Origin of the sequence: Bacillus sp. DNRA2 (assembly GCF_012843265.1) — a bacterium.
Lineage (GTDB): Bacteria > Bacillota > Bacilli > Bacillales > Cytobacillaceae > Bacillus_BU.
The window spans coordinates 1-14,756 of the sequence record NZ_JABAIT010000002.1; the positions used below are offsets into that span (position 1 = coordinate 1).

Here is a 14,756-nt window from a genome sequence, read left to right on the forward strand (position 1 = left end):
CGCTCTTTTGTTTACCCATATCCATTCCCCTAAGGATTTATACGAACAGTGTATCGAACAGTTATCCACAAGTCGAGAATTTTATAATTTCCTAAACAATAAAAAAACCAGGTTCCTTCATCAGGAATCTGGTTTGATTGTTTTATAAAAGGTACAAGCCACCTTTGCCGTAACTTTATTAAGAAAGTTTTAAACCACCACTCCTCAAAGTGGGTGTTCTCAGATACCTAATCCGTATGTCCTCCCTGTCATATAGACGAAGGCTTGTCGGAGGGGCACCGATGTTAAACTCCCTAACCAAGTATAAAGGTTAAAACTTTATTATCGTTACGAACAACGTAGCTTATGGTCTTATATTACATAAATACTACGCGCGAGTCAATTACAACTACTGGAATTTTTCGTATATCATTAACAATTTTTCAAATTTTGTCTATTGCCTTTTGAGCATATTTTTATGTGAACAGAATTCGTTTGGTTACAATATATTTATCCAACATTAATACATCAAGAAAGAAGCTGACGTAAATGGAACAATCAAATATTACTCATATACGTAAACCACTAAGTTCAGTACCGTATTCGGTGTTGGACCTTGCACCCATTATCGAAGGAAATAAAGCACAACATGCGTTAAAAAACACATTAGATTTAGCACAACATGCTGAAAAATGGGGTTATCGACGATATTGGCTTGCAGAACACCACAATATGCCGGGTATCGCAAGTTCAGCAACCGCCGTTGTGATTGGTCATGTAGCAAGTGGTACATCTGAAATTCGCGTCGGCTCAGGCGGAATCATGCTCCCAAACCACGCAAGTCTTGTCATCGCAGAACAGTTCGGGACTCTCGAATCATTATTTCCAGGTCGAATCGATCTAGGTCTTGGTCGGGCACCTGGGACAGATCAACTAACGGCACATGCATTAAGACGCAATCTTAACCATGATGATTTCCAACAACAATTAGCTGAGTTGCGCGGTTATTTTAATGCCAACACAAAGAAAGCAGTGCGAGCGATTCCGGGTGAAGGATTGGATATTCCGATTTGGTTGTTAGGCTCAAGCGGCTACAGCGCCAGATTAGCTGGACAACTCGGGCTTCCGTTTGCCTTCGCGAGCCATTTCTCACCTGAATATACGGTGCCAGCTTTGGAATTATATCGTAAAAGCTTTAAACCTTCTGAAGTTCTCACCGAACCATACGCAATAGTTGGTTTAAATATCGTTGCTGCTGATACAGATGAACAAGCTCGCATACTAGCTAGTTCAATGCAACAGCAATTCCTTAACTTGATTCGTAATCAACCAGCTAAATTAGCTTCACCGATTGAAAACATTGAGGAAATTACGACAGATTATGAAAAATCACTCCTGCAAGAGCGACTTGCCACTTCCATTATCGGTGGTCCGAAAACTGTCAAAGCTAGTCTTGGAGCGTTTCTAAACCAAACAGGTGCAAATGAAATAATGGTGAATGCGCAGATTTTTGACCACCAGGCACGGCTACGCTCTTATGAAATCGTTGCAAATATAATGAAAGAGAAGAACAATACATGAAAAATAATGATATTTTAAAGCAATTAAATCAATCTAAAAAGAAGACGTTAACAAAGGCCTTTATTCAAGGACGAATCAAAGCAATTGATTTTGGTAAGGACTGTCAGGTTATTGATATGGGTGAAGGCGGAATTGTCATCGGCGACTGGGAAGAGATTAAACTCGCACTAGAAACCTTTTCAGATGTGATTGAAAAGGTTCATATCGAAAATGACCGTCGCAATTCGTTAATTAATCTATTAGACACAAAGGATATAAACGCCCGAATCGAGCCAGGTGCTGTCATTCGTGAAGGTGTGAAAATTGGGGATGCTGCTGTCGTAATGATGGGTGCCTGTGTTAATATCGGTGTCTCAATTGGCTCAAAAACGCTGATTGACATGAACGCTGTTATTGGTGGGGGTGCTCAAATTGGAGCGGGCTGCCATATCGGTGCTGGAGTAGTGATTAAAGGAGTGATTTCCTCTCCTGATGCAGAACCAGTTGTTATTGGTGATGGAGTTATTATCGGACCTAATGCGGTGATTATGGAGAATGTGGTAATTGGTGATGGTGCGGTAATTCGTGCAGGAGCTATTGTTTCAAAAAATATCGGTGAAGGAGAAGTTTTTCCTAAATAAAATAATAAAGCTGGACACATGACCTAGCTGTGACCAGCTTTCCTTTCGATCCCTCTTAAATAATTATTATATTTGAAAACCTAAAAGTGCTGCTATAGCACCAGTAACAACTGATGTACAAACATATGTAATGACTAGACCTATCTTTCGATTTAGAACTAATGAAATCGTCTCATACCCAAACGTTGAGAAAGTTGTAAATGCCCCACAAAAGCCTACCCCGCCAAAATACCAAGCCCACTCAGGTAATTGGTGATTCAGTTCAAAATTAGCTAAAAGACCTAATAGAAACGACCCTGAAATATTTATTAGCCATGTACTAAGCGGAAATGGCTGTTTTAATTTCACGTGCTGCTGAAATTGTAGTCCAATCCAATACCGCAATGCGGCACCAATTGAACCCCCTAAACCAATCAACCAGATCATTAGGCCTCACCACCTTCCCTTCTCGTTAGCAGAGCTGTTTTCCAGCCAAAGAAAGTAAATAACAGCCCGATGAAAATGGACCCAAGTACATAAAGGACTGCCACCGAAGTCATTCCAGAATGTATTAACTTAATCGTTTCGACTGAGAAGGTCGAAAAAGTCGTAAACGACCCAAGAAAGCCTGTTCCTGCTAATAATACAATATTTGTTGGAATATTTTTTTTCATTGCTGCAGTGGTTAGGAGCCAACCAAGTGCGAAACAGCCAATGATATTAATCACGAAAGTCCCAGTCGGAAAGCTGCTATCCGTCATTAACCATTTCCCGATTCCAAAGCGACTTATACTACCTAAAAATCCGCCGATCATCACAATCAATATCTTCATAACTTCACCTTATGTATGATTAAAATTTTTCTTTCACTCATGATAAGAGTTTACATGAAATTTTCCCATTTCGTAAAGCTACTGGCATTAGAAAATGAATGCCGCTTGGCTCCTGGAATTGGCAGAAGCTAAGGCGACATTCATTTCTGATTCTTATTTTTGCCGATTATAAATTAGACAATTGTCCAAACAACCGCATATTTCATGACCTGACAGAATCCAGCGATTAGGATTCTTTTTTGTCATCACGATTGTAGCCCCAATAACCCTGTCCTGGATAAAAACCGCCTTGACCATGATGATAGCCCATTCCTGGATAGTATCCGCCATGACCGTGATGATAACCCATTCCTGGATAATATCCGCCATGACCGTGGTGATAGCCGTGTCCTGGATAATAACCCCCGTGACCGTGATGGTAGCCACCTTGGCCGCCGAAGCCACCTTGACCACCAAATCCGCCTTGGCCACCGAATCCTCCACCAAACATTTGTCTTTTTTCCATATCCATCCACCTCCTATTTCCGATATACAATACTATATGTGGATAATAAAAAGTGGAGTGGTTACTTGTCCTTATTAAAAATAATATTTTGAAAAAGAAAAAGAAGGGATAGCAAACACCCTTCTTCTAAAAACATAAATTAAGGCAAATTCGAGCTGCCCATTAAATAGCGGTCAACTTCACGTGCAACTTCGCGACCTTCGTTAATGGCCCAAACGATTAGACTTTGTCCACGTCGAACGTCTCCAGCTGCAAACACACCTTCTACATTCGTTGTAAATTTACCGTATTGAGCTCTTACTTTATTATTCACTGTTTCAACTTCAAACTGTGTTAATAGTTGTTGCTCTGATCCTTCAAAGCCGATGGCAATCAACACCAATTGTGCTGGCCACACCTTTTCAGTTCCTGGAAGTTCGGTGAAGACGGCTTTGCCATTTTCATCAAAGGATTTCTCCATTTGAATCGTATGCAACTCCTTCACATGACCGTTTTCATCAGCGACAATTTTCTTCGTTTGGATACAGTATTGACGAGGATCCCCGCCAAAAGCTGCTTCCGCCTCTTTATGAGCGTAATCAATTGTAAATACTTGCGGTTGCTCAGGCCACATATTATCAGCATTACGGGAGCCAGGTAGCTTAGGATGCTTTCCGAATTGAACAACGCTATTACAGCCTTGACGTACCGCCGTTGCCATACAGTCTGCACCTGTATCACCGCCTCCAATGACAATAACATCCTTGCCATTCGCATCGATATATTGACCGTCTTCAAAATTAGAATCTAGTAAGCTTTTTGTTGCCTGAGTTAAATAATCCATCGCAAAATGAATGCCTTCAGCTGAACGACCTTCCAATACTAAGTCACGTTGCTTTTGGGCACCGATTGCCAAAATAACGGCATCATATTGTGCTTGTAACTCAGCGGCTGTAACATCCTTACCCACTTCTGTGTTTGGAACGAAGTGAATTTCTTCCTCAGCTAATAATTCAATCCGGCGCTGCACGACATCTTTATCCAACTTCATATTTGGAATTCCGTACATAAGCAAGCCACCGAACCGGTCATCCTTTTCATAAACCGTAACGCTGTGGCCAGCTTGATTTAATTGATCAGCCGCTGCTAATCCCGCGGGACCTGAACCGATCACTGCCACTTTTTTGCCTGTCCGAACCGCTGGAACTCGTGGTGTAATCCATCCTTCAGCAAAACCTTTATCGATAATGGCACGTTCAATATTCTTAATGGCTACTGCTGGTTCATTTGTTAAGTTAACAGTACAAGAACCTTCACAAGGTGCCGGACATACTCTACCTGTAAATTCTGGAAAATTATTTGTCTTTGAAAGACGTTCTAATGCTTCTTGCCATCTGCCTTTAAATACTAAATCATTCCACTCTGGAATAAGATTGTGCAGTGGACAACCTGAGGTTAAACCATTTAGCTCCATACCCATGTGGCAGAAAGGAGTCCCGCAATCCATACAGCGGGCCCCTTGTCTCATTAATGCGTCATCGGAGAAAGGTGCAGAGTATTCATTCCAATCGCTTACACGTGTTTTTGGATTGCGTTCCTTTGCCTCTTCACGAACAAACTCCATAAATCCGGTTGCTTTTCCCATCTTCCTCTCCCCTTCCTTAATTTCCTACTGTTTCCAGTAATTCTTTTTCATTTGAAGGGGCTTTCTGTTCACTTACATTTGCTTCAAATGCTTTCATTACTGCCTCTTCACTCGTTAATCCGCTCTGCTTTTGTTTCTGAATTTGCTGGATCATTCGTTTGTAATCCTTTGGAATAATCTTCAAGAACTTACCGACAAAATCATCCCAGTTATTCAAGACATCATTAGCCAATGGACTACCTGTATATTGATGATGCTTTAGCACCAATTGCTTTAATTCAGTGATTTCCTGCGCGTCAGTTAAAGCTTCGAATTCAATCATCTCTTGATTACAAAGTTTTTTCGTAGCTTCATGGTCGTCTGATAATAGGTAAGCAATTCCGCCTGACATACCCGCAGCAAAGTTTTTACCAATCGGGCCAAGTACTACGGCATGACCACCAGTCATATATTCACAGCCATGATCTCCTACACCTTCGACAACCGCATCAGCACCACTGTTTCGAACACAGAAGCGTTCACCTGCAAGACCGTTGAAATATGCTTCACCACTTGTTGCACCGTATAGAGCAATATTTCCAGCGATTACGTTCTCTGCTGAATCTAGAGCAAGTTCCGCTTTTGCTGAAACAATAATTTTCCCGCCAGATAGGCCTTTACCGACGTAATCGTTGGCATCTCCTGTTAGGTACATCGTCATCCCATTTGGAATAAATGCGCCAAAGCTTTGACCTGCAGAACCGGTAAAACGAAGCGTAATGGTATCTTCAGGCAATCCATCAAGGCCATATTTTTTGGAAATTTCACTTCCGACAATCGTACCTACAACACGATCAATATTTTTAATAGATAGAGACATATCAACCTTATCTTTGTTAAGAAGTGCCGCTTGAACAGCTGGTAAAATCTCACGCATATCCAATGATTTCTCAATTTTATGATCCTGTGGCGAGCTGAATGTACGGTTTCCTTCTGGTTGTACTAATAATGTAGTTAAATCAAGGTATTTCGCCTTCCAATGATTTTGCGCACGTTCGCTCACCTTTAGTACATCAGTACGTCCAACCATTTCTTCAACTGTTCTAAAGCCTAACTCAGCCATCATTTCTCTTACTTCCTGAGCGACAAATGTGAAGTAATTAACGATATAATCAGGGTCACCAACGAATTTTTTACGTAATTCTGGGTTTTGCGTTGCTACCCCAACCGGACAAGTATCCAGATGACAAGCACGCATCATGACACAACCAAGGACTACAAGCGGAGCCGTTGCAAATCCAAATTCCTCAGCACCGAGTAATGCTGCCATGACAACATCGCGACCAGTCATTAATTTACCATCCGTCTCAAGAACAACCCGATCACGCAAGCCGTTAAGCATGAGCGTTTGATGAGCTTCGGCTAAACCTAGCTCCCAAGGCATACCAGTATGTTTGATACTTGTTTTTGGTGAAGCTCCTGTACCACCATCATAACCACTGATGACAATAACATCTGCCGCACCCTTTGCGACACCGGCTGCGATTGTTCCCACACCTGCTTTTGAAACAAGCTTGACGCTAATGCGAGCATCGCGATTAGCATTTTTCATATCATGGATTAATTGAGCTAAATCTTCAATTGAATAAATATCGTGATGCGGTGGCGGTGAAATTAAGCCTACTCCCGGCGTAGAGCCGCGTACCTCAGCAACCCAAGGATATACTTTATTTCCAGGGAGCTGTCCCCCCTCACCAGGCTTTGCACCTTGTGCCATTTTAATTTGAATCTCATTGGCATTCACTAAGTAATGACTTTTAACGCCGAAACGACCAGAAGCAATTTGTTTGATGGCACTGCGACGAGAATCACCATTTGCATCAGGGATGTATCGGGCAGGATTTTCGCCACCTTCACCGCTATTGCTTTTTGCTCCAATTCGATTCATCGCAATTGCCAATGCCTCATGTGCTTCTTGGCTGATAGAGCCAAATGACATGGCACCAGTCTTAAAGCGATGCAGGATCGATTCGACTGATTCTACCTCTTCAACAGATACAGGTTGACGATCTTCACTAAATGTAAATAAATTTCGTAAAAAGCCCATACGCTCTTCGTTAGCTGCATTTGAGAACTGTTTATAGATTTGATAATCATTTTTACGAGTAGATAATTGTAATGTGTGTATCGTTGTTGGATTGAAAGCATGATGCTCTCCGTTTTTACGCCATTGGAACTCACTACCTGAATCAAGCGTTTCATCCACATTTGCTGTATAGGCTTCTTCATGGCGCAAGCTGGCTTCCTTGGCGATTACGTCTAAATCGATACCGCCGATTTGAGAAGCTGTGCCAGAGAAATATTGTTCAATCAAATCATAGCCAAGTCCAACCGCTTCAAAAATCTGCGCACCACGATAGCTCTGTACCGTAGAAATTCCCATTTTAGACATCACCTTTACAACGCCTTCAGTGATTGCCTTCATATATTTTTCAGCTGCATCCCTGTAGCTTAAAGAAAGAATTCCGTCTTTAATTGCTTTTTTATAAACTTCAAACACGAGATAAGGATTAATGGCATCGACCCCGTAACCTAACAATGCTGCAAAATGATGAACCTCACGTGTTTCACCAGATTCAACAATAATGCTCACTTCGGTTCTGCTGCCGCGACGGACCAAATGCTGGTGCAGCGCACTAGCAGCAAGTAAAACTGGAATTGCCACCTTTTGTGTGTCCATATTTCGATCTGATAAAATTAGTAATTTGACTCCGTCAACAATTGCTTGCTCTGCTTCTTCACAAATTTCGACTAGTCTTTGTTTTAAATTACCAGTGAATAAGCTTTCTATTGTCCGACTAGTGAAATTCTCTGTAAATCCAGTTTTAAGCTGATCAAGTTGATCATTTGACAATACAAATGAATCTAATTCGATCCGACGTGCATTTTCTTCATTCGGGTGAAGCAGATTCCCCTCCGCACCTAATAGGGTTGATGTCGAAGTGACGATGTGCTCACGAATGGCGTCAATTGGCGGATTTGTTACCTGTGCAAATGATTGTTTAAAATAATTAAACAGTGATTGCGGACGTTCAGACAATACCGCAAGTGGAGTATCTGTACCCATCGAACCAAGCGGATCTTTCCCTTCAGTCACGACTGGAATTAAATATTTGTTAATATCCTCATGGGTATAACCAAAGGCCTTTTTGCGAACCCGTAATGTCGGTAACGGCTCAAGATTACTTTCATTGAATTCATTGTTTAATTTTACAAGATGTTGATCAAGCCATTGTTGGTATGGTTTAGCATTTGCCATTTCTGATTTTATTTCTTCATCAGCAATGATTCGGCCTTGTTCCAAATCAATCAATAGCATTTTTCCTGGGCTTAGACGTTCTTTATATAGAACGTTTTTCTCTTCAACATCAACTACCCCTACTTCTGAAGAAAGAATAATATAGTCATCTTTCGTCACATAGTAACGAGCCGGACGAAGACCGTTTCGATCTAAAATTGCCCCAATTTGCTTTCCATTCGTGAATGAAATCGCTGTTGGACCATCCCATGGTTCCATTAGCGAACTGTGATATTGATAGAACGCTCTTTTCTCCTCAGAAATATGTGGATTCTCAGTCCATGGCTCAGGAATTAACATCATTGCTGTATGAGCTGGTGAACGACCTGCTAGAACGAAAAATTCAAACGCATTATCTAGCATCGATGAATCACTTCCTGTTGTATCTAAAACCGGAAGTACTTTATGCAAATCATTGCCGAATGCCTCTGATACAAATTGCTGCTCACGTGCTTTCATCCAATTGATATTTCCACGAAGCGTATTAATTTCACCATTATGAATCAAATAGCGATTCGGATGGGCTCTTTCCCAGCTTGGAAATGTATTCGTGCTAAAGCGAGAATGCACTAAAGAAAATGCTGAAACAAATGCCTCATCTTGAAGATCAAGATAAAATTCATCAACTTGATCAGGAGTTAACAAACCTTTATAAACGATTGTTTGTGAAGAAAGGCTTGCAAAGTAAAGTCGAGCTTCTCTTTCTTGTGCAAAAAATTCTACTTGCTTGCGAATGACATATAATTTACGTTCAAACGCTAATTCATCAATAAGATCTGGATTGGCACCAATAAAAACTTGTCGAATAAACGGTTGACTCTCTTTTCCGACTGTTCCAAGTTTTTCGACATTTACAGGCACATCTCTCCAACCAAGTACCGTCTGACCTTCAAATGCAACGAGATTATTAATATAATCTTCTATATCATTTCGCGATTGAACATCATTAGTAAAGAAGATCATTCCAACACCGTAACGTCCCTTTACAGGTAAGCTAAGCTCCGGACATGCTTTTCTAAAAAATTCATCAGGGATTTGAACCATGATTCCCGCGCCATCTCCAGTAAGCGGATCGCTACCTTGACCACCGCGATGATCCAACTTACAGAGCATTTGTAATCCCTTTTTGACAATATCGTGCGAAGCTTTTCCTTTAATATTTGCATACAATCCGATTCCACATGCATCGTGTTCAAAATCCGGACGGTAGAGACCCTGTGCAATTGGAAGTTGATTAAACGACATTTTTTTCTCCCCCGTTTCACTTTTTGTTTCCTAAAACAATACTATCTGTTAAGATTGATATTAACAATATATAATTTCGATAGAATTGTTCTCAAAACGATATATATGATGAGGTGTAGGTAATGGAAGTTCGACAATTACGCTATTTTTGCGAGGTTGCAAATCGGGAACATGTATCAGAAGCCGCGCAATTTCTACATATTGCGCAATCGGCGATTAGTAGACAAATCACCAATTTAGAAACAGAACTTGGAGTTCAATTGTTTGAAAAGGATGGACGAAATGTTAAATTAACGCCAGCAGGACGGCTTTTTTTGGAGCATGCCGAAATTGCATTGAAATCTATTGATTATGCTAAAAAACAGATAGATGAATATTTAGATCCCGAAAGAGGAACAATCAAAATTGGCTTTCCTACTAGTCTTGCCAGTCATTTTTTACCTACAGTTATTTCCGCGTTTAAAGAGCGCTACGAAAATGTCGGCTTTCAATTAAGACAGGGATCTTATCGTTTCTTAATTGATGCGGTTAAGAATAGAGAGATTGATATTGCGTTTTTAGGGCCAGTTCCCCTAGACGATGCAGATGTCGAAGGGCATGTATTGTTTACCGAAACCATTTCTGCCCTTGTTCCGATTAATCATCACCTTGCTAAACGCCAAAAGCTGCGTTTAAACGAGTTGCGATACGATGAATTTGTGCTTTTTCCAGAGGGGATGATTTTACACAATATTGTTATAGATGCCTGTAAGCAAGCTGGTTTCACACCGCGAACCTCAACAATTGGCGAGGATTTAGACGCCATTAAAGGATTGGTTTCTGCGGGCATGGGTGTTGCGTTGCTACCAAAGAGCACCATCTTCGATTCCACACCGCCACTTACTGTAAAAATACCAATTACCTCCCCTACGGTGAAACGTACGGTAGGGTTAATCGTTCCGAAGAAACGCGAGCTTGCTCCATCAGAGAAAGTATTTTTTGACTTTGTAAAAAAGTTTTATTACCAACTTGAGCAATACAGATAGTTATATAGAAAGAAACCGTTTTCAAAAAGGACTCATTTTCCTCACAAAAAATTTTTTGACATTCCGTAATCTGTGTCGATTTATGGTATAATGTTTATGTTACCAAGTTTTAGTACCTGGTAATAGTTGGGGCTTGCTTTTGAGTTCAAAACCAATTATGTTCAAAGGAAGTATACCAATTATTATTTTTGAAAAGGGGTATTATGTTGAACTTTCCACAACTAACAATAGGACATATGACGCCAAAAGTTCCAATTATGCAAGGCGGTATGGGGATTGGCATTTCTTTAAGCGGCTTATCTGCTGCAGTTGCCAATGCAGGCGGTATCGGGATTATTTCCGGAACTGGTATTTCTGTAGATGAAATGCGTTACCATATTCGTCGTGCACGAGAACTTACTAATGGCCAAGGATATATAGGTGTAAATGTTTTGTTCGCTATGAACGATTTTGCAGATAAAATGAAGGCAGCAATCGAAGAAAAAGTTGATTTCATTATTTCCGGCGCTGGAATCTCAAGGGATATGTACGCATGGGGTCGTGAAGCAGGTATTCCTGTACTTTCGATTGTTTCTTCAGGTAAGTTAGCACGAATCTCTGAAAAACTTGGAGCTGCTGCTGTTGTGGTGGAAGGCTTTGAGGCTGGTGGACACTTAGGCACAGACCGTCCAATGTTTGATATTCTTCCAGAGGTCGTAGAAGCGGTAAAGATTCCTGTCATTGCTGCTGGTGGAATTTTAACAGGTGCGGATATTAAGAAGGCAATTGATATGGGAGCAGCGGGTGTCCAAATGGGTACACGTTTCGTTGCATCCGTTGAATGCGATGCGCCTCAAGTGTTCAAACAGCGCTATCTTGATGCAACCGAAGAAGACATTGTTCTTGTAAAAACAACGGTTGGCTATCAAGGACGTGCATTAATTAACCAGTTCACAGATTCTATCAGTGATAACAAAAAGGTTAGAGTCAAAAAATGTATCGACTGTTTAAAGAGCTGTTCACATCGCTTCTGTACACTTGATTCACTTGTCACTTCTGTTGGCGGTGATGTCGAGCATGGTCTTGTATTTGCTGGAGCACGCGTTGCTGAGATTCACGATATTCTCCCAGTCCAAACGATTATCGAAAATCTTACAGCTGAATATGATGCTGCTGCACAAACTGCATAATTCCAAATATGAACAAAAATCCAATTCCTGTTGATGTGGAATTGGATTTATTTACGTTCACTTATATTTAACAGTGAATGTCTGTTCAATTATTCTTTCTTTTGCATAAACTTTTTCTTTAAACTCGATTTCAGCATCAGTCATTTTCAAGATAGTCGAACTCCGAGTTCCGTAATTCTCCGATTGGATAAACAGAGCTGAAAGCACACGCTCCCATTCGAGTGTTACACCAGTTTTCGGGAGCTCGATATCAGGTGCTTCGTCAGCATTTTGCAATAATGCAAACAATTCCTCATCAAAATTGTCACCACCTGTGCTGATTATTTTTTGTAAACCAGCCTTTCCAATTTTGACCTTAGGCCATTCTGTATTTAGCAAATGATTACTTAGGCCGTACACTCCTGGTTGAAGCTCGTGAATTTCATTCTCAATATTAGCATAATAAAATAACTGATTAGCATCTCCAACTAACAGATTAAAGCCTGGATAATCATCCTTATTTTTAGCAACTGATTCTAAATAGTTTTGTGGAGGGAACTCCTCTTTTAGAAAATTGCCGACCAGCTCACCGCGCGACCGATTCCCGTCAGTTATTTCACTTGGGTCTCGATAATTCGTTAACGCCGCAAATTTTCCCGATTTAGTAATCCCCATCCAAGTTCCCATTTGTTTTAAATCTCTACCAGCGAGAATATCAGGATGGTCCTCCCAAAACTGGGCAGGCGCAGTTGGTCTTGCGTAAAATTCATCCCGATTGGCAGCAACAATCAGTTTATATTTCGGATCGACCTGATAAGCAAATAGGATTAAACACAAAACAATCACAACTCTCTTGTTCATTTTATTATGTTTTCTTTTTTTACTCGCGATTTTTGTCCACTACATAGTTTGAAGCCTTTTGTGACATGATAAAGCTATCATAGCAAAATCCAGCTTGAATCGCATTTTTTTGGTTTCATCCAAGACACTGGAGGTTTTTTCGAATGGGTAGAGAACCGAAATACTCTAATTTGAATACTGAGGAAAAACAACATGAGTTTTTGACGACGGAGGAATTTCCTGAGGGTCCATATGGCTCACCGGTTGGAGTAAATAATCCCGTCGAGAATAAATCAACACCATGGCAAGATGGTCAGCAATTTTTTAGCGCATTTACTTATGAAAATCGGAACTTACACCAAGACTTGCCACGCCAATACCCTGGTGCTCATCCGACTCATGATGATAAGAATAGTGAGGTTGATTCATAAAAATTGGGCACTTAAGAGGAAACATATTATCCTCTTAAGTGCCCTCATCCCAATACCCCCCCTATCGATATTGCCCGTTCACATATAAGAGTGGCTCACCCTCATCGACCACTGCCAAATCCGCAACCTTGCCGATAAACAAAGTGTGATCGCCTTCAACATGCGTATTGACGACCTCACAGACAACCTGCGCCAACGCTCCATCAAGCACCGGTTGCCCACTAAACCGGCTAAACTCCACATCTCGTTTATCTTTGATTTGCCCAGCAAAAATCATCGAGAGTTCTTGCTGATTGCTTGCTAAAATATTGACTACATATTTTTGACTTTGTTTTATTTTAGCGAGCATTTGCGACCTTTCACCAATAGATACAACAACTAGCATCGGATTAAGCGACACAGACATAAACGCATTTGCCGTCATCCCATGAACCTGCCCGTCCACTTCCGTTGTGATTACCGTAACGCCGGTTGCAAATTTCCCCATTGCCTTTCTGAACGAACGCTCATCCATCACAAGACAACCTCCCGTCTATTGAGTAAACCACCAACGTCATTAGGAAAGTCAGATTACAAAAACCATTCTCGTATATGATTATTCTGCCAGATTGACAAACATGTCATCGATTGCAGGGGATTTCTTAATGACACCCTTTTCTTTGAACCAATCAGCTGATTTTTGCCATGACTCTTTTGTTTGGCTTCCAAAGCCAGCTTCTGATTCCATTTTCGGAAGCAAGATTTCGAGGCTCTCCTTCTCGATTTTTTCATCTAATGGATAGTTCGCTTCGTCTTGATATTTCAACAGAATCGCCAATGCCTCATCTGGATTTTTCTTCGTAAATTCATAACCTTTTGTTGCCGCACGCCAGAAGGCTTTAATCTCATCTTGTTGATTTTTCCATGTCTTATCACCAGTAACCGCCACTAATTCATAAAAACTAGGGACACCGTAGTCAGTGGGATCAAAATAATCGACTTTGCTTCCCTTCGCATTTAAAATCGGTACTTCATGGTTCACATAGGCGCCAATCACCGCATCAGTTTTCTTTGTCGCAAGCGATGGTACCAATTCAAAACCAACATCAACTAATTTCACTTGATCAGGGTTACCACCATCATGCTTTATCATCTCAGCAAGGTAGACTTCGTTTAACGGAGTTCCAGGATAACCAACCGTTTTACCTTCTAGGTCTTTAGGCGTTTTTATTGAGCTGTCCTTTAGATAAACTACCGAATTTAGCGGAGAACGGACAATCGCACCAATCGATTTAACCGGTACCCCTTCGTTTGTACGCGCCATAATTACATCAGGTTGGTAATAAAGACCAATCGTGATTTTTCCTGCTGCTGCAAGATTCAGCGGATCGGTTGGATTTGCTGGAAACTGGATGTTTACCTTCAGGCCTTCTTCTTTAAAATAACCCTTTTCCTCCGCTACATATAAGAAACTGTGAACGGCATTTGGATACCAATCTAGCATAATATCAATTTGCGAAAGATCTTCAGACTTTCCAGCCTTAGTCCCGCCATTTTGCTGTTTCGCTCCACATGCTGTCATTACTAATACCAACAGTAACGAAACGCTTACTATCATCCATTTTTTCAT

The 14,756-nt window shown here is 40.9% G+C and carries 13 protein-coding genes and 1 other RNA gene; 5 read left to right on the forward strand and 9 right to left on the reverse strand.

The features are described 5' to 3' along the window. Positions 1-151: 151 nt before the first annotated feature. A non-coding RNA gene (ssrS, locus tag HHO41_RS02495) (6S RNA) lies at positions 152-348 on the reverse strand. Between the two features lie 180 nt (positions 349-528). Between ssrS and HHO41_RS02500 the strand changes: the two genes are divergently transcribed. Continuing rightward, positions 529-1,560, forward strand: a complete 1,032-nt coding sequence (locus HHO41_RS02500; protein ID WP_169095268.1) for an LLM class flavin-dependent oxidoreductase — start codon at positions 529-531, stop codon at positions 1,558-1,560. After that, a complete protein-coding gene (locus tag HHO41_RS02505; RefSeq protein ID WP_169095269.1) occupies positions 1,557-2,180 on the forward strand; it encodes a DapH/DapD/GlmU-related protein in 624 nt (207 codons plus the stop codon). Before HHO41_RS02500 ends, HHO41_RS02505 begins: the two co-directional genes overlap by 4 nt. A 66-nt stretch (positions 2,181-2,246) precedes the next feature. Here the strand turns inward: HHO41_RS02505 and crcB (HHO41_RS02510) are convergent, their stop codons facing one another. From crcB (HHO41_RS02510) to gltB, 5 genes are all read right to left on the reverse strand, one after another. Next, entirely contained in the window at positions 2,247-2,606 is a 360-nt protein-coding gene (gene crcB, locus HHO41_RS02510) for a fluoride efflux transporter CrcB (protein ID WP_169095270.1), read from the reverse strand. Next, complete coding sequence (gene crcB / locus HHO41_RS02515) at positions 2,606-2,992, reverse strand: fluoride efflux transporter CrcB (protein WP_169095271.1); 387 nt, start codon at positions 2,990-2,992, stop codon at positions 2,606-2,608. The genes crcB (HHO41_RS02510) and crcB (HHO41_RS02515) overlap by 1 nt, the downstream gene beginning before the upstream one ends. A 226-nt stretch (positions 2,993-3,218) precedes the next feature. Next, entirely contained in the window at positions 3,219-3,497 is a 279-nt protein-coding gene (locus HHO41_RS02520) for a hypothetical protein (protein WP_211171013.1), read from the reverse strand. Between the two features lie 139 nt (positions 3,498-3,636). After that, positions 3,637-5,121, reverse strand: coding sequence for a glutamate synthase subunit beta (locus HHO41_RS02525; RefSeq protein WP_169095273.1), 1,485 nt, complete (start codon positions 5,119-5,121; stop codon positions 3,637-3,639). Positions 5,122-5,137: 16 nt separating this feature from the next. Further along, complete coding sequence (gene gltB, locus HHO41_RS02530) at positions 5,138-9,703, reverse strand: glutamate synthase large subunit (RefSeq protein ID WP_169095274.1); 4,566 nt, start codon at positions 9,701-9,703, stop codon at positions 5,138-5,140. A gap of 122 nt (positions 9,704-9,825) precedes the next feature. Here gltB and gltC point away from each other — a divergent pair, with 122 nt between their 5' ends. Further along, complete coding sequence (gltC, locus tag HHO41_RS02535) at positions 9,826-10,728, forward strand: glutamate biosynthesis transcriptional regulator GltC (RefSeq protein ID WP_169095275.1); 903 nt, start codon at positions 9,826-9,828, stop codon at positions 10,726-10,728. A 188-nt stretch (positions 10,729-10,916) separates the two neighbouring features. Next, positions 10,917-11,897 carry an NAD(P)H-dependent flavin oxidoreductase gene (locus HHO41_RS02540; RefSeq protein WP_211171014.1) on the forward strand — a complete coding sequence of 327 codons (981 nt, stop codon included), beginning with the start codon at positions 10,917-10,919 and terminating at the stop codon, positions 11,895-11,897. A gap of 57 nt (positions 11,898-11,954) precedes the next feature. On the opposite strand, the gene HHO41_RS02545 is transcribed toward HHO41_RS02540, so the two are convergent. Further along, the gene (locus tag HHO41_RS02545) at positions 11,955-12,737 is read right to left on the reverse strand and encodes an NRDE family protein (RefSeq protein ID WP_348981211.1); all 783 of its coding nucleotides are present in this window, start codon (positions 12,735-12,737) and stop codon (positions 11,955-11,957) included. Between the two features lie 143 nt (positions 12,738-12,880). On the opposite strand from HHO41_RS02545, the gene HHO41_RS02550 reads away from it, so the two are divergent. Beyond that, positions 12,881-13,147, forward strand: coding sequence for a hypothetical protein (locus HHO41_RS02550; protein ID WP_169095277.1), 267 nt, complete (start codon positions 12,881-12,883; stop codon positions 13,145-13,147). Positions 13,148-13,208: 61 nt separating this feature from the next. On the opposite strand, the gene HHO41_RS02555 is transcribed toward HHO41_RS02550, so the two are convergent. Together HHO41_RS02555 and HHO41_RS02560 are read right to left on the reverse strand one after the other, a co-directional pair. Then, positions 13,209-13,661 (reverse strand): flavin reductase family protein, encoded by a 453-nt coding sequence (locus tag HHO41_RS02555; RefSeq protein WP_169095599.1) that lies wholly within the window; start codon positions 13,659-13,661, stop codon positions 13,209-13,211. A gap of 81 nt (positions 13,662-13,742) precedes the next feature. Further along, on the reverse strand, positions 13,743-14,756 hold the full coding sequence (locus HHO41_RS02560) for an ABC transporter substrate-binding protein (protein WP_169095278.1): 1,014 nt from the start codon (positions 14,754-14,756) through the stop codon (positions 13,743-13,745).

Excerpts from the sequence above, each read along its gene's own strand:
- gltC (WP_169095275.1), top strand. The coding sequence starts at position 9,826 with ATGGAAGTTCGACAATTACGCTATTTTTGCGAGGTTGCAAATCGGGAA.
- HHO41_RS02505 (WP_169095269.1), top strand. The coding sequence starts at position 1,557 with ATGAAAAATAATGATATTTTAAAGCAATTAAATCAATCTAAAAAGAAG.
- HHO41_RS02525 (WP_169095273.1), bottom strand. The coding sequence starts at position 5,121 with ATGGGAAAAGCAACCGGATTTATGGAGTTTGTTCGTGAAGAGGCAAAG.
- gltB (WP_169095274.1), bottom strand. The coding sequence starts at position 9,703 with ATGTCGTTTAATCAACTTCCAATTGCACAGGGTCTCTACCGTCCGGAT.
- HHO41_RS02560 (WP_169095278.1), bottom strand. The coding sequence starts at position 14,756 with ATGAAAAAATGGATGATAGTAAGCGTTTCGTTACTGTTGGTATTAGTA.
- crcB (WP_169095271.1), bottom strand. The coding sequence starts at position 2,992 with ATGAAGATATTGATTGTGATGATCGGCGGATTTTTAGGTAGTATAAGT.
- HHO41_RS02555 (WP_169095599.1), bottom strand. The coding sequence starts at position 13,661 with ATGGATGAGCGTTCGTTCAGAAAGGCAATGGGGAAATTTGCAACCGGC.
- HHO41_RS02520 (WP_211171013.1), bottom strand. The coding sequence starts at position 3,497 with ATGGAAAAAAGACAAATGTTTGGTGGAGGATTCGGTGGCCAAGGCGGA.
- HHO41_RS02545 (WP_348981211.1), bottom strand. The coding sequence starts at position 12,737 with ATGAACAAGAGAGTTGTGATTGTTTTGTGTTTAATCCTATTTGCTTAT.
- crcB (WP_169095270.1), bottom strand. The coding sequence starts at position 2,606 with ATGATCTGGTTGATTGGTTTAGGGGGTTCAATTGGTGCCGCATTGCGG.
- HHO41_RS02500 (WP_169095268.1), top strand. The coding sequence starts at position 529 with ATGGAACAATCAAATATTACTCATATACGTAAACCACTAAGTTCAGTA.
- HHO41_RS02550 (WP_169095277.1), top strand. The coding sequence starts at position 12,881 with ATGGGTAGAGAACCGAAATACTCTAATTTGAATACTGAGGAAAAACAA.